At 71.5% G+C, this 21,090-nt stretch carries 18 protein-coding genes; 4 read left to right on the top strand and 14 right to left on the bottom strand.

What is annotated here, in order from left to right; all coding sequences use genetic code 11:
• Positions 1–21 precede the first annotated feature (21 nt).
• A complete protein-coding gene (locus ACZ5WC_RS28020; RefSeq protein WP_468543408.1) occupies positions 22–279 on the bottom strand; it encodes a hypothetical protein in 258 nt (85 codons plus the stop codon).
• A 369-nt stretch (positions 280–648) separates the two neighbouring features.
• On the opposite strand from ACZ5WC_RS28020, the gene ACZ5WC_RS28015 reads away from it, so the two are divergent.
• On the top strand, positions 649–1,170 hold the full coding sequence (locus ACZ5WC_RS28015) for a universal stress protein (RefSeq protein WP_096625600.1): 522 nt from the start codon (positions 649–651) through the stop codon (positions 1,168–1,170).
• A gap of 89 nt (positions 1,171–1,259) precedes the next feature.
• Here the strand turns inward: ACZ5WC_RS28015 and glmS are convergent, their stop codons facing one another.
• The 12 genes from glmS to ACZ5WC_RS27955 form a co-directional block, all read right to left on the bottom strand.
• Entirely contained in the window at positions 1,260–3,089 is a 1,830-nt protein-coding gene (gene glmS, locus ACZ5WC_RS28010) for a glutamine--fructose-6-phosphate transaminase (isomerizing) (RefSeq protein ID WP_468543407.1), read from the bottom strand.
• Between the two features lie 80 nt (positions 3,090–3,169).
• Complete coding sequence (locus tag ACZ5WC_RS28005; protein WP_003968990.1) at positions 3,170–3,445, bottom strand: hypothetical protein; 276 nt, start codon at positions 3,443–3,445, stop codon at positions 3,170–3,172.
• Positions 3,446–3,531: 86 nt separating this feature from the next.
• Complete coding sequence (locus tag ACZ5WC_RS28000) at positions 3,532–4,407, bottom strand: DUF4429 domain-containing protein (protein ID WP_468543406.1); 876 nt, start codon at positions 4,405–4,407, stop codon at positions 3,532–3,534.
• Positions 4,408–4,574: 167 nt separating this feature from the next.
• Complete coding sequence (locus ACZ5WC_RS27995) at positions 4,575–6,353, bottom strand: IucA/IucC family protein (protein ID WP_468543405.1); 1,779 nt, start codon at positions 6,351–6,353, stop codon at positions 4,575–4,577.
• The gene (locus ACZ5WC_RS27990; RefSeq protein ID WP_468543404.1) at positions 6,350–6,964 is read right to left on the bottom strand and encodes a GNAT family N-acetyltransferase; all 615 of its coding nucleotides are present in this window, start codon (positions 6,962–6,964) and stop codon (positions 6,350–6,352) included. The genes ACZ5WC_RS27995 and ACZ5WC_RS27990 overlap by 4 nt, the downstream gene beginning before the upstream one ends.
• Entirely contained in the window at positions 6,961–8,238 is a 1,278-nt protein-coding gene (locus tag ACZ5WC_RS27985) for a lysine N(6)-hydroxylase/L-ornithine N(5)-oxygenase family protein (protein WP_468543403.1), read from the bottom strand. Before ACZ5WC_RS27985 ends, ACZ5WC_RS27990 begins: the two co-directional genes overlap by 4 nt.
• The gene (locus tag ACZ5WC_RS27980; protein ID WP_468543402.1) at positions 8,222–9,670 is read right to left on the bottom strand and encodes a pyridoxal phosphate-dependent decarboxylase family protein; all 1,449 of its coding nucleotides are present in this window, start codon (positions 9,668–9,670) and stop codon (positions 8,222–8,224) included. Before ACZ5WC_RS27980 ends, ACZ5WC_RS27985 begins: the two co-directional genes overlap by 17 nt.
• A 232-nt stretch (positions 9,671–9,902) precedes the next feature.
• Complete coding sequence (locus tag ACZ5WC_RS27975; RefSeq protein ID WP_468543501.1) at positions 9,903–10,769, bottom strand: siderophore-interacting protein; 867 nt, start codon at positions 10,767–10,769, stop codon at positions 9,903–9,905.
• A 423-nt stretch (positions 10,770–11,192) separates the two neighbouring features.
• Positions 11,193–12,359: an acyl-CoA dehydrogenase family protein gene (locus tag ACZ5WC_RS27970; RefSeq protein ID WP_468543401.1), complete on the bottom strand. Its 1,167-nt coding sequence runs from the start codon at positions 12,357–12,359 to the stop codon at positions 11,193–11,195.
• Positions 12,360–12,366: 7 nt separating this feature from the next.
• A complete protein-coding gene (locus ACZ5WC_RS27965; protein ID WP_468543500.1) occupies positions 12,367–13,332 on the bottom strand; it encodes a hydroxymethylglutaryl-CoA lyase in 966 nt (321 codons plus the stop codon).
• A 20-nt stretch (positions 13,333–13,352) separates the two neighbouring features.
• Positions 13,353–15,305: an acetyl/propionyl/methylcrotonyl-CoA carboxylase subunit alpha gene (locus tag ACZ5WC_RS27960; protein WP_468543400.1), complete on the bottom strand. Its 1,953-nt coding sequence runs from the start codon at positions 15,303–15,305 to the stop codon at positions 13,353–13,355.
• Between the two features lie 7 nt (positions 15,306–15,312).
• Positions 15,313–16,935, bottom strand: a complete 1,623-nt coding sequence (locus ACZ5WC_RS27955) for a carboxyl transferase domain-containing protein (protein WP_468543399.1) — start codon at positions 16,933–16,935, stop codon at positions 15,313–15,315.
• A 123-nt stretch (positions 16,936–17,058) separates the two neighbouring features.
• On the opposite strand from ACZ5WC_RS27955, the gene ACZ5WC_RS27950 reads away from it, so the two are divergent.
• The 3 genes from ACZ5WC_RS27950 to ACZ5WC_RS27940 all read left to right on the top strand — a co-directional run bounded on the left by ACZ5WC_RS27950 (position 17,059) and on the right by ACZ5WC_RS27940 (position 18,906).
• Positions 17,059–17,679, top strand: coding sequence for an SACE_7040 family transcriptional regulator (locus tag ACZ5WC_RS27950; RefSeq protein WP_468543398.1), 621 nt, complete (start codon positions 17,059–17,061; stop codon positions 17,677–17,679).
• A gap of 93 nt (positions 17,680–17,772) precedes the next feature.
• A complete protein-coding gene (locus tag ACZ5WC_RS27945) occupies positions 17,773–18,438 on the top strand; it encodes a GOLPH3/VPS74 family protein (protein ID WP_468543397.1) in 666 nt (221 codons plus the stop codon).
• A gap of 123 nt (positions 18,439–18,561) precedes the next feature.
• Positions 18,562–18,906, top strand: coding sequence for a DUF418 domain-containing protein (locus ACZ5WC_RS27940; protein WP_468543396.1), 345 nt, complete (start codon positions 18,562–18,564; stop codon positions 18,904–18,906).
• On the opposite strand, the gene ACZ5WC_RS27935 is transcribed toward ACZ5WC_RS27940, so the two are convergent.
• Complete coding sequence (locus ACZ5WC_RS27935) at positions 18,907–21,081, bottom strand: acyltransferase family protein (RefSeq protein WP_468543395.1); 2,175 nt, start codon at positions 21,079–21,081, stop codon at positions 18,907–18,909.
• Between the last annotated feature and the right edge of the window lie 9 nt (positions 21,082–21,090).

The following is a 21,090-nucleotide window of genomic DNA, read 5'->3' as shown; positions in this document are numbered from 1 at the left end:
CGCCCGGCGCACAACCGCCGTCTATCGGCCGCGCCGATGCGCTCCCTCGCCCATGTGGGCCGGGGTGCGCTCGGACCTCCGCAGCAGGATTCGGCAGGCGGTCGTGACACAGGCGAGCCCGAGGGCCCAGAGCGCCGCACTGCCGACCGATGTGCCGTGGGCCACGAGAATCGCCGGTACGAGCAGGCAGCTGAAGACGGCCCAGCGGACCACATCGCCCGCCGGATCGTGCTCCGGCGCCGGGCTCGGCTCGGACGGGGGTCGCACGGGGGTCGGCACGGCATCGCTCCCTGGAGTGGTGACTCGGTGACGGTGTGGCTAACGGAGACCGGGTGCGGGGGTCACTGTCGGGTACGCCGGGCGGTTGCGGAGCCGCCCGGAAAAACAGGGCGGCCGACGGTGTTCGGGCTCCCCGGGGCCCGTGTACGACACAACCGGCATTGCCATCCCGGACAGCCTCGGGCATGCTCCCTCCAGCGTCACGCGCGCTTTTGCGGGCATCTGGGCAGTGGAGGAGTGACGCCGTACCCTTGGGGGTATGGGATTGGGAAGATGATTCCCGGACAGAGCTCACCCACCAGGCTCACCAGCTGATGCACCGCTCGAAACCGCTCCCTCCTCATGAGGACTCTCTTCGCCGAGACACCGATGGCCGGTCACGAAATCCCTGAACCCAAAGACCGCAAGCAGGTAGCCGACCCCGGGTCGGAGACGCGACCGGTCGAAGAAGCGCGCCATGCGTGCGATCCCGCCTTCCGCCACGGAGTCGTGGTCGGCTTCGACGGCTCCACGTCCAGTGAGCGGGCCCTGGCGTACGCCATCGGCATGGCCGGACGGTCGGGCTCGGGCCTGATCATCGTCCATGTCGCCAACCGGCTCCCGACGACGGTCTGGGCGGGCTGCGAGCCCCCCGTCTTCGTCGACGTCCCCGACCACCGCACCGAGGTCCTCGGCCTGGAGCTGGCCTGCGCGGACTACCTCTCCGAGGTCCCCTGGGTGCTGGTCGAGCGCGGCGGTGACATCTGCCACGAACTGGAGGAGGTCGGCCGGGAGTACGCCGCCGACGCCATCGTCGTGGGCTCCACGCACGGCATCGTCGGCCGGATCTTCGGCTCGGTCGCGGGCCGCCTCGCCCGCCGCGCACAGCGCCCCGTCATCGTCATTCCCTGAGCACCAGCCAGAAGCCCTGGCCGGCACACGCGTTGGGCCCCGCACCGTCATCACGACCGTGCGGGGCCCACTCACGTACGTACCGGCGACTACTCCACCGTCACGGACTTCGCCAGGTTGCGCGGCTTGTCGATGTCACGGCCCATCGCGAGCGCCGTGTGGTACGCGAAGAGCTGGAGCGGGATGCCCATGAGGATCGGGTCCAGCTCGTTCTCGTTCTTCGGCACGACGATGGTGTGGTCGGCCTTCTCCTGCACCTGGTGGGCGACGGCGAGGATGCGGCCGCTGCGGGCCTTGATCTCCTCCATCGCGGCGCGGTTCTTCTCCAGCAGGTCGTCGTCCGGCACGATCGCCACGGTCGGCATCGCGGGCTCGATCAGCGCGAGCGGGCCGTGCTTCAGCTCGGAGGCCGGGTAGGCCTCGGCGTGGATGTACGAGACCTCCTTCAGCTTCAGCGATGCCTCACGGGCCACCGGGTAACCGCGCACCCGGCCGATGAACATCATCGACTTCGCGTCCGCGTACTCCGCCGCCAGCCGCTTGATCTCGTCCTCGTTCGCGAGGATCTCGCTGATCTGCTCGGGCAGCTTCCGCAGCCCGTCGATGATCCGCTTGCCGTCGGCCACCGACAGGTCCCGGATGCGGCCCAGGTGCAGCGCGAGCAGCGCGAAGGCGACAACGGTGTTGGTGAAGCACTTGGTGGAGACCACACAGACCTCCGGGCCCGCGTGGACGTACGTACCGCCGTCGGCCTCCCGGGCGATCGCGGAGCCGACCACGTTGACCACACCGAGGACCCGGGCGCCCTTGCGCTTCAGCTCCTGGACGGCGGCCAGCACGTCGTACGTCTCACCCGACTGGGAGACCGCGATGTACAGGGTGTCGGGGTCCACGACCGGGTTGCGGTAGCGGAACTCGGAGGCCGGCTCGGCGTCGGCGGGGATGCGGGCCAGCTCCTCGATCAGCTGGGCGCCGATCTGGCCGGCGTGGTACGAGGTGCCGCAGCCGAGGATCTTGATCCGGCGCACCCCGCGCGCCTCGCGGGCGTCCAGGTTGAGGCCGCCCAGGTGCACGGTGGAGAACCGGTCGTCGATCCGGCCGCGCAGGACGCGGTCCACGGCGTCGGCCTGCTCGGAGATCTCCTTGTGCATGTACGTGTCGTGGCCGCCCATGTCGTACGACTCGGCCTCCCACTCCACGGTGGTCGGCGTGGCCGTCGTGGTCGAGCCCTCCGTGGTGTACGTACGGAAGTCGTCGGCCTTCAGGGTGGCCATCTCGCCGTCGTCCAGGGTGACGACCTGGCGGGTGTGGGCGACCAGGGCGGCGACGTCGGAGGCGACGAACATCTCCTTCTCGCCGATGCCGAGGACGACCGGGGAGCCGTTGCGGGCCACCACGATGCGGTCGTTGAAGTCGGCGTGCATCACGGCGATGCCGTAGGTGCCCTCGACCGAGCGCAGCGCCTCGCGGACCTTCTCCTCCAGCGTGTCCGCCTGGGCCCGGGCGATGAGGTGGGTCAGGACCTCGGTGTCGGTCTCGGAGAGGAAGGCGAACCCGTCGGCGACGAGCTTGGCGCGCAGCTCGGAGGCGTTGTCGATGATCCCGTTGTGGACGACGGCGACCTTGTTCTCCGCGTCCAGGTGCGGGTGGGCGTTCTCGTCGCTCGGGGCGCCGTGGGTGGCCCAGCGGGTGTGCGCGATGCCGGCGGTGCCCGCGAACCGCTTGGGGACCTTGGCCTCCAGCTCACGGACCCGGCCCTTGGCCTTGACCATCTTCAGCGCGCCCGGTTTGCCCGCCGCGGCCTTGCCCGTGATGACGATGCCCGCGGAGTCGTACCCCCGGTACTCCAGCCGCTGAAGACCCTCCAGCAGCAGCGGTGCCACATCACGCTTTCCGATATATCCGACGATCCCGCACATGGATTCTCTGCCCCTCCATCGACGTACACGTTCCCGTACCTGCATGCGTTCGGCGCCCCGCGCACGGGCGCCCGGCTCGCTCAGCCGTAGACGATGCGGCGCAGCTGGCGGAGCGAGAGCTCCGGCGGCGCCACCGCGCGGTGCGGCAGCTCGGCCGCGATCCGCTCGAAGATCTCCGTGTTGACCAGGCCGCCGGACTGCAGTTCACGGTGGCGGCGGCGGACGAAGTCGTCGGTGCTCTCGTCGAAGTACGCCAGCACGTCGAGGATCACCCGGGCCGCCTCACCGCGCTGGAGCGCGGTGGAGCGGACGAGGTGATCGATGAGGTCGTCGTGCGACGAGCGGCGTTCAAGCACCCGTCGATATTGCGTGCCGGGGCGCGCTTATGCAAGAAATCTGCCCGAAATCGGGCAGGGGGGCGGCCTAAGGCCTCCGGATCGGGTCACATGCTGCGCAGAACGGCTTGTTTCGCGGTGCCGAACTCCTCGTCGGTGAGGACCCCCGCCCGGTGCAGCTCGCCCAGCTCCCGCAGCCGCCGCAGCAGGGCGTCGTGGTCGGCGGCGGGCGGGGCGGCGGGAGCCTTCGTGAGGGCCGGGGCCGCCCCGGGCGCGTCCACCGCCGCGCCGGCCCCGGGCAGCCGGGCCAGCACCGCCGCCGCGACCGCCACCGCGGTGTACTCCTTCTTCGACATCCCCCACAGCTCCAGGGAGTACGGGTCGTGCTTCGGCGGCGCGGCGGAGGGGCCGTCCGTCGGCTCGAAGCGGAGGTGGCCGTTCTCCAGGCCGATCGCGGGCAGCCAGCGCACCCCCGCGATCCGCGTCAGCGGGAAGGACGAGGGCCCGGCCGAGGTCTTGGACTCCTCGGCCTTCCAGTTCCAGGTCAGCCGGATGGTCTCGCCGTCGAAGGACGCCGTGCCGTCGCCGCCCCCGCCGGAGACCGGCAGCGCCGGGCCGGGCAGCAGGAAGCGGTCCACCGGGGTGCCCGGGACCTGCTCGATCAGCAGCGCGTTGCGGACCTCGTCGACGAAGTACTCCGCGACGCCCGTGCGGTCCTTCTCCACGGTCAGCAGATAGGGGTCCGCGCCGTCCTTGAGACGGCCGTCGGCGGCCCGCAGCACCGGGCAGGCGCCGCCGCGCAGGCGCAGCCGCAGCCGCCCGCCCTTGCGGTCCTGCTCGAACGAGATGCCCGCCACGGCCTGGATCGGTACGGACAGCTCACCCAGTGCCTGCCGGAGCGGATGCGCCTTTCCCCCCGGCACGATGCGTACCGTCTCCCCGTCGAACGTCCACGTTCCGTCGCGCTGGATGATTTCTGCCATGGCCGCGATTCTGCCAGCCGCCGACCGGTCGATACGGGCCGTTCCTCGTACCCGGCGGTCCGGTCGGTTTCCGCTCACGGTGTGTGTCCGGTCGGCTCCGGAGGAGGGAAGAGGTGAGCGCCCGAGGGACCGTCCTCGGGCGCTCACCGGTCGGTGGGGCCGTTCGCTCAGTACCCGGCGATCGGGTTCTTCAGGCGGCCGACCAACTGGAGCGCACCGGCGGGGTCGTTGAGGTCGACCATCTGCTGGTTGTTGCGCAGCTGGAGGCGGTTGAGGCAGGACAGTGCGAAATCCGCCTCGAACAGGTCGTATTCCTTGAACTTGTCCGAGAGGTACGGCACCGAGTCCTGGTAGTCGCGCGCACAGGCCGCGACCGTCCGCCAGAAGGTCTCCTCGTCGAGGACGCCCTCGGTGGCCAGGCCGGACGCGAGGAAGCGGAAGAAGCAGTCGAAGACGTCGGTGAAGACCGACAGCAGCTTCATGTCCTCGGGGACCTCGGCCCGGATGCGCTCGACCTGCGGCGGCAGCACCGCGTCCGAGTCCATCACCGCGATCTCCTCGGCGATGTCCTTGAAGATCGTGCGGGTGACGACCCCGTCCTCCACGACCAGGATCACGTTCTCGCCGTGCGGCATGTAGACCAGGTCGTAGGCGTAGAAGCTGTGCAGCACCGGCACCAGATAGGCGTCCAGGTAGTGCCGCAGCCACGTCTGCGCGTCCAGCCCGGATTCGGAGATCAGCGCCCCGGCCACCGAGCGGCCCTCGTGGTCGGTGTGGAGCAGGGAGGCCATCGTCGCGACCCGCTCGCCCGGCTGGAGGCCCGGCACCGGGCTCTCGCGCCACAGGGCGGCGAGCATCTTCCGGTACGGGGAGCCCTTGGCGGTCGCCGCCTCGTAGGACCGGTGGTGGTAGCCGATCGCGGCCCGCTCCCGGATGATCGAGAACCGGGCCCCGCGCAGCAGGTCGTCGCGCTCGATGAGACCGGACAGCCAGTCGTTGATCGCCGGGGTGGCCTCCATGTACGCGGCCGAAAGCCCGCGCATGAAGCCCATGTTGAGGACGGACAGCGCCGTTTTGACGTAGTGCTTCTCGGGATGGTCGGTGTTGAAGAACGTGCGGATCGACTGCTGGGCGAGATAGCCGTCCTCGCCCTCCCCGAGCACCACCAGATGCCGTTCGGCCAGCTCACCGGCGAAGGTGACCGCCAGTTTGTTCCACCACTGCCAGGGGTGGACGGGCAGCAGGAAGTAGTCGTCCGGGTCCAGGCCGAGCCCGCGCAGCGCCCCGGCGAACCGCTCCCGGGTCGCCTCGCTCAACTCGCCCTCGACCAGCGTCTCGTAGTCGATCCCGGCACCCGACGTGAAGGTGGCGCGCGAGCGGCGGGCGGCCAGCCAGACGAGGCGGATCTCCGCCGCGGCCTCGGGGGCGTACGCACGGTACTCGTCCACGCCGAAGCCGAGCCGTCCGTTGTTGGCGACGAAGCAGGGGTGGCCCTCGGTCATCCCGGTCTCGATGGCCTGGAAGCCGGCGGCGACGAGCCGGCCGGAGGTGGCCGGTTCCTTGGTGAGTTTGTAGGCGGTTCCGGCCAGGGTGGAGGAGACCTCCTCCAGGTAGACCGGCAGGACCTCCTCGGAGATCCCGAGAGTGTGCCGCAGCTCGATGAAGAACTCGACGGCGTCCAGGGGGAGTTCGACGCCGTGCCGGTGCCGGGTGATGGTCTCCGCAGCGACCTGCCAGTGGTCCAGGGCGAAGAGGCGTGCGGCGAAACGGTACTCGGTGGAGGCGTCGTCGCTACGGATGGTGAAGCGGTCCTCGCCCAGAGGTGTGGGAGCCAGCAGCCGTTCGTGGCTGAATTCCGCCAGTGCTTTACGGACCAGCAGTCGGTTTGCGGTGGCCCAGCGTTCCGGGGAGAGGTGGGCGACGCTGTCGGCGAGGGCGGTCGTCATCGGTCGTTACCTCCGGTTGCTGCTTCGAACTGCTCCCGTGTGCAGGCACTGAGCAGGGCGTCCTTCTCCGGCTTGGCGATCTCCCGCAGCACCTCGAAACCGACGGCCTTGTTGAGGGCCTGTACGGCGCTGTTGGTGACGTCGGGCTCGACGACGACCCGGCGCACCGACGGGTCGGCGAACAGGAAGTCCATCACCGCGGTGATCACGGCCCGGGTGAAGCCGTGGAGGGGGGTGTCGGTCGGGGCGACCAGGAAGTGCATCCCGACATCGCCGGGCTCCGCCTCGTACAGCCCCTTCAGCTCGACCTCGGTGGGGTCGTAGCGCTCGATCAGGAAGGCGGGTTCGCCGTCGTGCAGCCCGATGAACGCGTCGTGGTGCGGGTGGGCGGCTATCGCCATGTACTCCCGCTCCACGTCCTGCAGTTTCGCGCCGCCCATCAGCCAGAAGGCGGCCTTGGGGTGCGTCACCCAGCCGTGCACCAGCTCGGCGTCGGCGAGGGGGTCGAGCGGGCGGACGGTGAACGTGCCGATTCCTTCGGCACGGCCGGTGCCGGGGCGGCCGGTGTCGGCGCGGTCGGTCTCGGCGCGGTCGGTGTCGGGGCGGCTCATACGGCGAACTCCTGGAAGGCGATGGACTTCTCGACCGGGTAGACCTCGCGGCCGAGCAGCTCGCCGATGATGTACGCGTTGCGGTAGGCACCCATGCCCAGGTCGGGCGAGGTGATCGAGTGGGTGTGCACCGAGGCGTTCTGGAGGAAGACCCCGCGCCCGGTGGTGTCGATGCTGTAGTTGCGGGCCACGTCGAAACGGCCCCGGCTGTCGTGGCGCAGCCGCCCGGTGACGGGCGCGAGGAAGGCGGGGGCCTCGTAGCGGTAGCCGGTGGCGAGGATCAGGCCCTCGGTGGTCAGGGAGTAGTCCTTGCCCTGTTCCTCCTGGCGCAGCCCCAGGCTGTAGGCCCCGCCCTCCTCGTCGTAACGGGCACTGGTCAGAGCGGAGTTGGTGATCAGCCGGGTCGGCACGGGGCCGGGCAGGTGCTTCTGGTAGAGCAGGTCGAAGATCGCGTCGATCAGCTCCCCGTCGATGCCCTTGAACAGCCCCTTCTGCCCGGTCTCCAGCCGGTAGCGGGTCTCCTCGGGCAGCGCGTGGAAGTAGTCGATGTACTCCGGGGAGGTCATCTCCAGCGTCAGCTTGGTGTACTCCAGCGGGAAGAACCGCGGCGAGCGCGTCACCCAGTTGAGCCGGTAGCCGTGCACGTCGATCTCGGAGAGCAGGTCGTAGTAGATCTCCGCCGCGCTCTGCCCGCTGCCGACCAGGGTGATGGACTTCTTCTTCTGGAGCTCGGCCTTCCCCTCCAGGTAACGGGAGTTGTGGATGAAGTCCCCACCGAGCCCCTGGCAGGCCTCGGGTATGTACGGCGGGGTGCCCGTCCCGAGCACGAGATGCCGGGCGCGGAACTCCGCGCCGGAGGCGGTCCGTACGGTGTAGAGGGCTGTGCCCTCGTCGTACGTGACGAGCTCGACGGTCTCGTTGAACCGGATGCTGCTCAGTTTCGCGGCGGCCCAGCGGCAGTAGTCGTTGTACTCGGTCCGCAGCGGGTAGAAGTTCTCCCGGATGTAGAACGAGTAGAGCCTGCCCCGCTCTTTGAGGTAGTTCAGGAACGAGTACGGCGAGGTCGGGTCGGCCATGGTGACCAGGTCCGACATGAACGGCGTCTGGAGATGGGCGCCTTCGAGGAACATCCCGGCGTGCCACTCGAAGTCCGGCTTGGACTCCAGGAAGACACCGTTGAGTTCGTCGATCGGCTCGGTCAGACAGGCCAGTCCGAGATTGAACGGGCCGAGCCCGATCCCGATGAAGTCGTGGGGGTCAGGAAGCGCGGTCAAGGGAGTCTCCCAGGTACTTCTCGGCGTGGCCGGAGATGAGATCGAGAACCGCGGCGATGTCCTCCGCGGTCGTTTCGGGGTTGAGCAGGGTGAACTTCAGGTACTGGCGGTCACCGACCTTGGTGCCCGCGACGATGGCCTCGCCCGAGGCGAACAGCGCCTTGCGGGCGTAGAGGTTGGCCCGGTCGATCTCGTCCGGGGAGGTGACGCCGGACGGGATGTAGCGGAAGACGAGCGTGGAGAGCTGCGGCTGGACCACCACGTCGAAGCGCGGGTCGGCGGCGAGCAGCTTCCAGCCCTCGGCGGCCAGATCGCAGACCTCGTCGAACAGTTCGCCGATGCCGTCGGCGCCCATGACGCGCAGCGTCATCCACAGCTTGAGCGCGTCGAACCGGCGGGTCGTCTGGAGGGACTTGTCGACCTGGTTGGGTATCCGCTCCTCGGCCATCCGGCGCGGGTTCAGATACTCCGCGTGGTACGTGGCGTGCCGCAGGGTCGCCCGGTCGCGGACCAGCAGGGCCGACGAACTCACGGGCTGGAAGAACGACTTGTGGTAGTCCACGGTGACCGAATCGGCGTGGGCGATGCCTTCGAGCAGCCCGCGCCGCTCACGGGAGGCGAGCAGTCCGCAGCCGTACGCGGCGTCCACGTGCATCCAGACGGCGAACTTCTCGCAGAGCGCGGCGATCTCGGGCAGCGGGTCGATGGACCCGAAGTCCGTGGTGCCGGCGGTCGCGACGACGGCCATCGGGATGGCGCCCTCGGCGACGCACTGCTCCAGGGCGTGGGCGAGGGCCACGGTCTGCATGCGCTTGGTGCGGTCGACGGGGACGGAGACGACGGCGTCCGGGCCGAGGCCGAGGAGTTTGGCGGACTTCTGGACGCTGAAGTGGCTGCACTCCGAGGTGAAGATCCGCAGCCGGGTGAGCTGCTCCGGCCGGACCTTCGCCTCCTCTCGCGCCAGCAGCAGGGCCTGGAGGTTGGACTGTGTGCCGCCGCTGGTGAAGACCCCGTCGGCGGCCGGGCCGAGCCCGATCCGCTCGGTGGTCCAGTCGATCAGCCGGCGCTCGATGAGGGTGCCGCCCGCGCTCTGGTCCCAGGTGTCCAGGGAGGAGTTGATCGCGGAGAGTACGGCCTCGCCGAGCACGGCGGGGATGACGACCGGGCAGTTGAGGTGCCCGAGGTAGCGGGGGTGGTGGAAGTAGACGGCGTCGCGGAGGTAGACCTCGCCGAGCTCGTCCAGGGCGGCGGAGGCGTCGCCCAGTGGCCGGTCGAGGTCGATCGCGTCGACGACGGGGGCGAGTTCGTCGACACCGACCCCGCTGAAGGGCCGCTCGGTGGCGGCGAGGGCGGCCGCGACCCGGTCCACTCCTGCGGAGACGGTGCTCCGATAGTGCTCCGCAGTCGTGTTGTTGAGCAGGTGCGAACGCATGAAGGGGTCCTCCCGGGTGAGGGGAATTTCATCGCGGCCCTCCGGGCAGGGGACGGGGGGCGAGAGACGCGACGTCGAAGTGAGGGTAGCCTAACCTAAGCCTGAACCGGTCGTCCCTCGCCCCCTGGGGGCTGTGGCGCTTGTCTGGTTTGCTCCCGCTTCGGGGGGCTCGGTGGACTCGGTGGGCCGCTGGAGCGGGGAGGTGGGGGGAGGGGGCGGATGGCCGCGGCGTCTACTCCGAGATGTCGGCCCCGGTGGCCGACTCCGTGTCGCGCACCTGTTCCTCGCTGAGCCCGCGCCGCCAGTAGCCGACGAACGTCACGCGCTTGCGGTCGAGGCCCCGCTCCTGGACCAGGTGGCGGCGCAGCGACCGTACCCCGGAGGCCTCGCCCGCGATCCAGGCGTACGGCGTGCCCTCGGGCAGCTCGGCGGCGCGCACGGCCTCCACGCCGGAGGCGGCCCCCTCGCTCCGTACGAGCCAGGTGATCCGGGCCTTCGCCGCGGTGTTCAGGGCCTGCCGGTCCTCGGTGCACGGGACCTCCAGCCAGACCCGGGCGGGCAGGTCGGCGGGCAGCCACTCCAGGATGGCGGCGGCGGCGGGCAGGGCGGTCTCGTCGGCGTGGATCAGGACCCAGTCGGTGTCCGTCGGCGGCCGGAAGCGTACGGAGGTGTTGTCCGCGACGGCGGGCCCCAGTACCTTCAGCCGGTCCCCGGTCGCGGCGGTCAGCGCCCAGCGGGAGGCGGGCCCGCCCTCACCGTGCAGCGCGAAGTCGATGTCCACCTCGGTGGAACCGTCGGGCAGCGCCCGCTGGGCCCGCACGGTGTACGAGCGCATCACCCCGCGTACGTCCTCGGGCAGGGCCCGCCACTTCGGGTACCAGGCCCCGTTCTCCCCCTCCGGGACCAGGGCCTCGCGCCGGCCGGGTTGCGGCAGGAAGAGCGACAGGCTCTGGTCGCGCCCCCCGGCCCGGAAGCCCTCGGCTCCCGGGCCGCCGAGGGTGATCCGGAGGATGGAGGGCCCCAGTCGCCTGGTCCGCAGAACGGTCAGGTCGAAGAACCGGAACGGGGCGACATCGGGGGTGATGGCAGTCGTCGTCAGCGTCAACGGGAGCTCCTCCGGGACGGGCCGGAGCCGCGGGCGGACGGGCCCGGCTTCCGGCGAGGGCAGTCCGAAGGAAGGTTAGCCTAACCTTGCTAGGTGGTGAGGGCGTCCGGGCGAGGATGTGGCCCGGCGGCGCACCTCGCGGCCCTTTCCGGCCCTTTCCGGCCCTTTCCGGATCATTTCGGACCCTTCTGACCTTTCTGGTCCCTTCCAGCTGCTTCTTCCAGGCCCTTCCGGCCCTTCCGGCCCTACCGGACCCTTCAGGCGCTTCAGGCCTCTCGGGCTTCTCAGGTCTCGCTGTGCCCCCGCCTCGTGCCGCCGGATGGCGACGGGTGACCCCATGCCGACTCAGCCGCCCAGGCCGCCGTGGGCGCATCCACGGCGGCCTGGGCGGCCGCGATCAGGCCATCGGGCGGCAGGTCAGGACGGCAGGCCCAACTCCCTTGCGATCAGCATCCGCTGCACCTCGCTCGTCCCCTCGCCGATCTCCAGGATCTTCGAGTCGCGCCACATCCGCGCCACCGGGTACTCGTTCATGAAGCCGTAGCCGCCGTGGATCTGCGTCGCCTCGCGGGCGTTGTCCACCGCGACCGTCGAGGAGTACAGCTTCGCGATCGCCGCCTCCTTCTTGAACGGCTCGCCCGCCACCAGGCGCGAGGCCGCGTCGCGCCAGCCGATGCGGGCCATGTGGGCCCGCATCTCCATGTCGGCGATCTTGAACTGGATGGCCTGGTTGGAGCCGATCGGCCTGCCGAAGGCGTGGCGCTCGGCCGCGTACTTCACGGACTCGTCCACACAGCCCTGCGCCAGGCCCGTCGCCAGGGCGGAGATCGCGATACGGCCCTCGTCCAGGATGCGCAGGAACTGGGCGTATCCCCGGCCCTGTTCGCCCAGGAGGTTCGCCGCCGGGACGCGGACGTCGGAGAAGGACAGTTCGCGGGTGTCCGAGGCGTTCCAGCCGACCTTGGAGTAGGGGGCGGCGACCGTGAAACCGGGGGTGCCCGAGGGGACGATGATCGCGGAGATCAGGGGGCGGCCGTCCTCCCTGCGGCCCGTCACCGCGGTGACCGTGACCAACTCGGTGATGTCCGTACCGGAGTTGGTGATGAAGCACTTCGAGCCGTTGATCACCCACTCGTTCGTTGCCTCGTCCAGCACCGCGGTCGTGCGGGTGCCGCCCGCGTCCGAGCCGCCGTCCGGTTCCGTCAGGCCGAACGCGCCCAGCGCCTCGCCCGCGCAGAGTTTCGGCAGCCAGCGACGCTTCTGCTCCTCCGTGCCGAAGAGGTGGAGCGGCATCGCGCCCAGCGAGACCCCGGCCTCCAGGGTGATCGCCACCGAGGAGTCGACCCGGGCCAGCTCCTCCAGGGCGATACCGAGAGCCAGATAGTCGCCGCCCATGCCGCCGTACTCCTCCGGGAACGGCAGCCCGAACAGGCCCATCCGGCCCATCTCGCGCACGATCTCGTAAGGGAATTCATGGCGTTCGTAGAAGTCGCCGATCTTCGGCGCGACGACGTCGTGCGCGAACTCCTCGACCGTGCGGCGCAGTTCCTCGTGCTCGGCGGTCAGCCGGTGGTCCAGGGACATGGGTAACTCACTCCTTGTGGGAGGCGGGAGAAGAGGGAGGGGCTGGGGAGCTTGCGGCCAGGGCGCGGACCGTGCGGGACGGGCTCGGCCGGCCCAGGTGTCCGGCCAGCCAGACGCTGGTGGCGGTCAAGGCGTCCAGGTCGACGCCCGTCTCGATGCCCAGGCCGTCGAGCATCCAGACCAGGTCCTCGGTGGCGAGGTTTCCCGTGGCGCTCTTCGCGTACGGGCAGCCGCCCAGGCCGCCCGCCGACGCGTCGACCGTGCTCACCCCGTGCTGGAGCGCCGCCAGCGTGTTGGACAGCGCCTGGCCGTACGTGTCGTGGAAGTGCACGCCGATGGAGGGCGTGGCCACGCCCGACTCGTTCAGCGCTGTCAGCAGCGCCGTCACGTGGCCCGGCGTCGCGACCCCGATCGTGTCGCCCAGCGACAGCTCGTCGCAGCCCAGGTCCATCAGCGCCTTCGCGACTCCGACCACCTGCGCCACCGGCACCGCGCCCTCCCACGGGTCGCCGAAGCACATGGAGAGGTATCCGCGGACATGCGCCTTCTCCGCCTTCGCCCGGGCCACCACCGGCTCGAACATCGCCAGCGACTCGTCGACCGTGCGGTTCAGGTTGCGGGCCGCGAACGTCTCCGTCGCCGAGCCGAACACCGCGATCGACCGGGCCCCGAGCGCCAGCGCCCGGTCCAGTCCGCGTTCGTTCGGCACGAGGACCGGGAGGGAGACGTCACCCACGTCCGCGATCTCCCCGAGGAGGGGGAACAGGGCTTCCGCGTCCGCCAGTTGGGGCACCCACTTCGGGTGCACGAAGCTCGTCGCCTCGATGGTGGTCAGGCCCGCCACGGCCAGGCGGCGGATGAACGCCGCCTTCACCTCCGTGGGGACCGTCTCCTTCTCGTTCTGGAGGCCGTCCCGCGCGCCTACCTCGTGGATCCGGACCCGGGCGGGCAGGCCGGGGGCCGGGACCTTCATGGGCAGTGCTCGCTGTGTCGTCATGCCTCCTCCTGACCGGCGGCGGGGGCCACGACCGCCAGGACCTGGTCCATCGCCACCGTCGCGCCCGCCGTCACGTCCAGCTCGGTGACGGTGCCCGCGTGCGGGGCCGAGATCACGTGCTCCATCTTCATCGCCTCCACCACGAGGAGGCTCTGTCCCGCCTCGACCTGGTCCCCGACGGCCACCTTCACGACCGTGACCGTGCCCGGCATCGGCGCCGCCAGCGTGTCCGCCCCGCTCCGGCCCGCCCCGCTCAGGGACGCCTCCACCGGGTCGTGGTCCTGGACGTGCCAGGTGTCGCCGTCCCGGCCCAGCCAGTCGCCGGAGCGGTGGAAGTGGACGACCGCGCCGTCCCGTTCGACCGTCACACGGTCCGGTGCCACCACAGCTCCCGACGGGGCCTCGTACGTCACCGGGTCCGCGCCCGAGACGCGCAGCGGGAACCTCAGCGGGGCCCGCACACCTCCCGTCCGCCATCCGCTCGGCACCGAGAACGGGTCCGTCCAGCCCCCCGCGTCCGGCCGGGGCTCCAGTGCGTCCCGGCGGACCGCGGCCGCCGCCGCGTACACCTCGTGCGGCACCCCGTCCGGCACCAGGCCCTCCGCCTCGCGCTCCACCAGCCCCGTGTCCAGGTCGCCCGCGATGACGTCCGGGTGGGCCAGCAGGCGGCGCAGGAAGCCCGCGTTGGTCGGGACGCCCAGGATGACCGTGTCCGCCAGGGCCGCCCGCAGCCTGCGGATGGCCGTGGCGCGGTCGGGGCCGTACGCGATGACCTTCGACAGCATCGGGTCGTACAGGCTGCCCACCGGGACGCCCTCGCTGAGCCCCGAGTCCGTCCGGACCCCGCCGCCCTGCGGCTCGCGCAGCGCCAGCACCGTACCGCCGGAAGGCAGGAAGCCGCGGGCGGGGTCCTCGGCGCAGACGCGGGCCTCGATCGCCCAGCCGTTCAGGCGGATGTCCTCCTGCGCGTACGGCAGTGCCTCACCCGCCGCCACTCGCAGCTGCCACTCCACCAGGTCCAGGCCCGTGATCAGCTCGGTGACCGGGTGCTCGACCTGGAGGCGGGTGTTCATCTCCATGAAGTAGTACGAGGACGGGTCGTCGCCCGGCACGATGAACTCCACCGTGCCCGCGCCCGCGTAGCCGCACGAGCGTGCCGCCTGCACGGCGGCCTCGCCCATCGCGGCCCGGGTCTCCCCGTCCAGCAGGACCGAGGGGGCCTCCTCGATGATCTTCTGGTGGCGGCGCTGGAGGGAGCACTCGCGCTCGCCCAGGTGGATCACGTTGCCCCGGCCGTCGGCCAGGACCTGGATCTCGATGTGGCGGGGGCGGTCGATCCACCGCTCGACGAGGAGTGTGTCGTCGCCGAACGAGGCGCGTGCCTCGCGCCTGGCCGCCGCGATCTCCTCCGCCAGCACCGCCGCGTCGCGGACCAGGCGCATGCCCTTGCCGCCGCCGCCCGCCGAGGGCTTCAGGAGGACCGGTGTGCCGATCTCCCTTGCGGCCTTCTCCAGTTGGGCGTCCGTCAGGCCGCTCCCGGAGGAGCCGGGGACCACCGGGACTCCGGCCGCCGCGACCGTCTCCTTGGCCCGGATCTTGTCGCCCATGAGCGAGATCGCGGAGGCGGGCGGGCCGATGAAGACCAGCCCCGCGTCCGCGCAGGCCTGCGCGAACTCCGCGTTCTCCGCGAGGAAGCCGTATCCGGGGTGGACGGCCTGCGCGCCCGTGCGGCGGGCGGCCTCCAGCAGCGCGGCCACGTTCAGATAGCTCTCCGACGCGGGCGGCGGGCCGATCCGTACGGCCGTGTCCGCCTCCCGTACATGCCGGGCGTCCGCGTCCGCGTCGCTGAAGACCGCGACCGAGCGCACCCCCAGCTCCCGCAGGGTCCGGATCACCCGGACGGCGATCTCGCCGCGGTTGGCGACGAGCACGGTGTCGAACATCGTCATCTGTTCCTCACATCCGGAAGACGCCGAAGCCGGGCCCGGCCGGGTCCTTCTGGGGCAGCGGGGCATTGGCGCAGGCGGTCAGGGCGAGGCCGAGGACCTGCCGGGTGTCCACGGGGTCGATCACGCCGTCGTCCCAGAGCCGGGCGGTCGCGTAGTAGGCGTTGCCCTGGGTCTCGTACTGGGCGCGGATCGGGGCCTTGAACGTTTCTTCGTCCTCGGCGCTCCAGTCGTCGCCCAACTGGTCGCGCTTGACGGTGGCCAGGACCGACGCGGCCTGCTCGCCGCCCATCACCGAGATCTTGGCGTTCGGCCACATCCACAGGAAGCGGGGGCTGTAGGCCCGGCCGCACATGGAGTAGTTGCCCGCGCCGTACGAACCGCCGACCACGACCGTCAGCTTCGGCACGCGGGTGCAGGCGACGGCCGTGACCATCTTCGCGCCGTGCTTGGCGATGCCGCCCGCCTCGTAGTCGCGGCCGACCATGAAGCCGGAGATGTTCTGGAGGAAGACGAGCGGGATGCCGCGCTGGTCGCACAGCTCGATGAAGTGCGCGCCCTTCTGGGCCGACTCGGCGAACAGGATGCCGTTGTTCGCGACGATGCCCACGGGGTGGCCGTGGATACGGGCGAAGCCGGTGATCAGCGTCGTGCCGTACTCCGCCTTGAACTCCTGGAAGCGCGAGCCGTCCACCACGCGGGCGATGACCTCGCGCACGTCGTACGGCGTCCGGGAGTCCACCGGGACCGCGCCGTACAGACCCGCCGGGTCCACCTTCGGCTCCTCGGCCGGCTCGACCGACCAGGGGAGCGGGGCGCGGTCCGGGAGCGTGGCCACGATGTTGCGGACGATGCGCAGGGCGTGCGCGTCGTCCTCCGCGAGGTGGTCGGTCACACCGGAGATCCGGGAGTGGACCTCGCCGCCGCCCAGTTCCTCCGCCGTGACGACCTCGCCGGTCGCCGCCTTCACCAGCGGCGGTCCGCCGAGGAAGATCGTGCCCTGGTTCCGTACGATCACGGCCTCGTCGCTCATCGCCGGGACGTACGCCCCACCCGCCGTGCAGGAGCCCAGCACCGCCGCGATCTGCGGGATGCCCGCCCCCGACATCCGGGCCTGGTTGTAGAAGATCCGCCCGAAGTGGTCCCGGTCGGGGAAGACCTCGTCCTGCATCGGGAGGAACGCGCCGCCCGAGTCGACCAGGTAGAGGCAGGGCAGGCGGTTCTCCAGGGCCACTTCCTGGGCGCGCAGGTGCTTCTTCACGGTCATCGGGTAGTACGTGCCGCCCTTGACGGTCGCGTCATTGGCGACGATCACGCACTCGCGGCCGGAGACCCTCCCGATGCCCGCGATGACACCCGCGGCCGGGGCCTGGTCCCCGTACATCCCGTTCGCCGCCAGCGGGGCCAGCTCCAGGAACGGGGAGCCCGGGTCGAGGAGGGCGTCCACCCGGTCCCGGGGGAGCAGCTTGCCGCGCGCCTCGTGGCGGGCCCGCGCCTTCTCACCCCCGCCCAGCCGTGCCGTGGCGAGGCGTCCCGCCAGCTCGTCGGAGAGCGCGTGATGCGCCGCCTCGTTGGCCTGCCAGGCCTCCGAGGCGGGATCGGCCGCGCTCGCCAGGACCGGTGCCTGCTGCATCGTGTCGAGCCCCCTTGCCCGTACCGCGATAGTTAGCCGTTGACGATGGTCGGCTGTTAATGAGCGTTAACGCGTTTCCCTCAGGTTAACGACCGCTAACGACCCTGTCTAGAATGAATCCTCATGAGCACCCATGCCGCCGCCCGCGTCGCGGCCCCCACCCGCCGCGAGCAGATCCTCCGGGAGGCCGCCCGCCTCTTCGCCGAGCGCGGCTTCCACGGCGTCGGCGTCGACGAGATAGGCGCCGCCGTCGGGATCAGCGGCCCCGGCCTCTACCGGCACTTCCCCGGCAAGGACGCGATGCTCGCCGAGCTGCTGGTCGGCATCAGCGAACGCCTGCTGGAGGGCGGACTGCTGCGGGTCACGGAGGACGCCGCGCGCGGCGGCGGCTCCCCGGAGGCCCTGCTGGACGCGCTCATCGAGGGCCACATCGACTTCGCCCTCGACGACCGCCCCCTCATCACCCTCCACGACCGCGAGCTGGACCGGCTGCGCGACACGGACCGCAAGCGGGTGCGCCGGCTCCAGCGCGAGTACGTGGAGGTGTGGGTCGGCGTCGTCCGCGCCCTCTACCCGTCGCTGGCCGAGAACCAGGCCCGGGTCACCGTGCACGCCGTGTTCGGCCTGCTGAACTCCACCCCGCACCTGGCCCGGCCCGAGGCCCGCCCGGGCCGCGAGGCCACCGCCGCGCTGCTGCACCGGCTGGCGCGAGGCGCCTTCGCGGCGGCCGCGGAACCCTCCTGAGCAGGAGCTCCATCACCTGGGCGGCCCTGGGCAACCCGGGAAGGGATCTTCGCGTCTGTCCGATCAGGACGAAGAGGAACGGGGGCCCTGACCATGGCCGTCTCGCTGGGCGAAGAGATCATGCTGCTGTCGCTGGACGACACGACCGGCGCGGCGAAGGGAGAGACCGCGGCGCGCTGGGGTGTGGCCGCGGGCATGCTCCTGGAGCTGGTCATGGCGGGCCGCGTCACGGTCAGGGGCGGCCGCGTCGAGGTCTTCGACCCGTCCCCGACCGGGGACCCGCTCCTGGACGGGCGGCTCGACCGGCTGGCGCGCTGGGTCCACGGGACCTCCAGCAGCCGCAAGGTGGTCGCCTGGCTCACCAGGGACCACGCCAAGGGCTCCCAGGACGTCGTGGACAGCCTCGTCGCCCGCGGTCTGGTGGCCGAGGAGAAGCACCGGGTGCTCGGCGTCTTCCCGGTCCGCCGCTACCCGGAGACCGACGGCTCCGTCGAACGCGAGCTGCGCGCCCGGCTGGCCGCCGTCGTGCTGCACGGGGCCGAGCCGGACGCCCGCACCAGCGCGCTGATCGCCCTGCTGCACGCCACGGGGATGCACCCGCAGACGTTCCCCGGTCTGCCGAAGAACCAGGTGGCCCCGCGCATGGCGGAGATCGCCGACGGACACTGGGCGGGCGTGAGCGTACGGGAGGCGATCCGCGACCTCCAGGCGGCGATCACCACGGTCACCGTGGTGACCGTGCTCTCCGCGGTGCCCTGAGCCACCGCCGAAGCCGCTGCCCGAACCGCCGCCACTGCCGTCGCCACCACTGCCGTCGCCTCCGCCGCGACCTGCAACAGAACCGCCCGGCCGCCCCGGTCCTGACCACTGTTCCTCGTCGGCATGCTCACCGCGCCCGCGCTCAGCGCCGCGTACGCGAGCGGGCTGCTCCTGTGGTTCACCACCCCGCGCGGCGCGCGCCTCGCGGCCCGCCTCGCCCCGGCGGGCCGCATGGCGCTCACCAACTACCTCGCGCAGTCCCTGGTGATGGCGCTCGTCTTCACCGGCTACGGGGCCGCGCTGCACGGCCGGGTCGGCGCGGCCGCCGCCATGGCCGGGGCCCTCCTCTTCTACGGATGCCAGCTCGCCGCGTCCGCCCGGCTGATGAGCCGCCACCGGCTCGGCCCGGTCGAAACGCTGCTGCGCGCGGTGACGTTGTGGAGAAGACCGTCCGGCACCGCGAGCTGATCAGCCGCTGCGTCCGGCCGGCGGCAGTGCGCCGGAGTCCGTCAGCAGCCGCTCCAGGCGCGGGGTCAGCACGACGGCCGCCACGTTCGTCAGGTGCGCGTCGTCCCGGTAGAGCAGGATTCGCTCCCGTACCGCCGGGCAGGAGGGACCGTCTCCCGGACACAGCACCGGGTTCACGCCGATGGACCGCACGCCCGGTACCTCGCCCGCCGCGATCCGGCGCGCCAGCGGGTCCGGCGGGACGGCGTCCGCGCGGCTGAACGCGCAGGCCGCGGGGTCGGTCACGCTGCCCGAGACGCAGGCCGGGACGTCCGTGCCGGGGACGGGGGTTCCCTCGATGTGGACGATCGGCGCCCCGGTCGCCCGCAGCCGCTTCAGGGTCTTCTCCCAGGCGGAGGCGAGGAGTTCGTCGTCGTCCGTGTAGTGGTTGAGCGAGGCGATCACGATGAGCCGCGGCTTTGGGCCGTTCCGCAGCCGGTCCAGGGCGTCGGCCCGCCAGGTGTCGCACTCCCGGTAGGCGCGCCCCAACTGTGGGCTCTGCACCGTCAGTTCCGGCAGGGGGCAGCCTTGTTTCACCAGCTCCTGGAGCGCCCAGCCGCGCTGCGAGGCGATCGCGAGCATCGGGGAGAACCACTGCCCGGCGTGCGAGTCGCCGAGCAGCACGATCCGGTCCGGGCTGTCCGCCGCGCCGAACAGGCACTCCGGACTGCGCGTCACCGCCGGGGCGACCTGGCAGGACCCGTCCGGCGGGAAGTCCTCGCGCGCCTGGGCGGGGCCCGGGACCAGCGGGCCGTCCGCGAGCGGGGCGCCGTCGGGCCGGGCCAGCAGGGAGGGGCCGGACGCCGCGCCCGGCGGGAGGCCCTTCGGGTCGACCGGCGTGGTCGGGCCCATCAGATGCAGCGTCGTCGTGCCCACCACCAGCGCGAGCACCACCGGCAGGACGATCGCGGAGATCCCCACCGACAGTCCCCGGCGCGGGAGTTCGGAGACCGTACGGCTGCGGCGCAGCGGCTGCTCGACCCAGCGCAGGGTGGCGAGGGCGGGCAGCGCGGCCGCCAGCGTCAGCGCCGTCCTCGCGGGCCAGTCGAGCGGGCCGAGGCGCGCCTCGGCCAGAACGAGCACCGGCCAGTGCCACAGGTAGAGGGTGTAGGAGAGCCGCCCGATCGCGCGGGGAGCCCGCATGGCGAGCAACCTGCCCACCCCGTATGCGCCTTGGACCTCACGCTCGCCCCGCCCCGGTATCGCGGCGAGGACGACGGCGGCCGTGCCCAGGGTCGGGACGAGCGCCGCCCAACCGGGGTACGGGGTCGAGGCGTCGTACGACACGACGCACCAGACGATCGCGGCGGCCCCCGCCCACCCGCACACCAGCCGCAGCGGGCGCGGCCCGCGCAGCAGGTGCCACGGCAGCAGCGCCAGCAGCGCGCCGACGGCGAACTGCCAGACCCGAGAAGGTGTTCCGAGGTATGCGAGCGAGACCGATTCCCGCGTCCAGTGCAGGGACAGGGCGAACGAGGCGACGGCCAACGCCGCCGTCACGAGCGCCACGACCGCGCGCACGGCCCGGCCCCGGCGCACGGCGCGGGCGGCGACCAGGACGATGGCCGCCAGCAGTGGGGCCCAGAACAGATAGAACTGCTCCTCGACCGCGAGCGACCAGAAGTGCAGCAGCGGACTCTGGTCGTGCCCGGCGGCCAGGTAGTCCGTCTGCTGGGCCACGAAACGCCAGTTGGCGACGGAGAGCGCCGCCGCGAGTACGTCGCGCTCCAGGTCGGTGCGGAGCAGCGGTACGGTCAGCCAGGCCCCGGCCACCGCCACCGCCGCGAGCACCACGGCGGCGGAGGGCAGCAGCCGCCGGGCCCGGCGGGAGAAGAAGTCCCCGAGCCGGATGCGCCCGGTGGTGATCGCCTCCCGGACCAGGAGCCCGGTGATCAGATAGCCGGAGATGACGAAGAAGACGTCCACGCCGACGAAGCCGCCCGCCGTACCGGGGATCTGGGCGTGGAAGGCGAGCACCGAGAGGACGGCGACCGCGCGCAGCCCCTCGATGTCCGGCCGGAACGCGGACCGGTGCGGGCTGGGGCCGGACTCGGCGCCGCCACGGGAGGGCGGTACCGCGGGTGGGTGAGTGGACCGCTTCCGGTGCGGGCCGGGAGCGAGGGGAAGGGAGGGCATGGTGGCAGG

The sequence above is a fragment of the Streptomyces sp. NPDC033165 genome (genome assembly GCF_055577965.1).
This window is presented reverse-complemented; position numbering and strand designations above follow the sequence as displayed.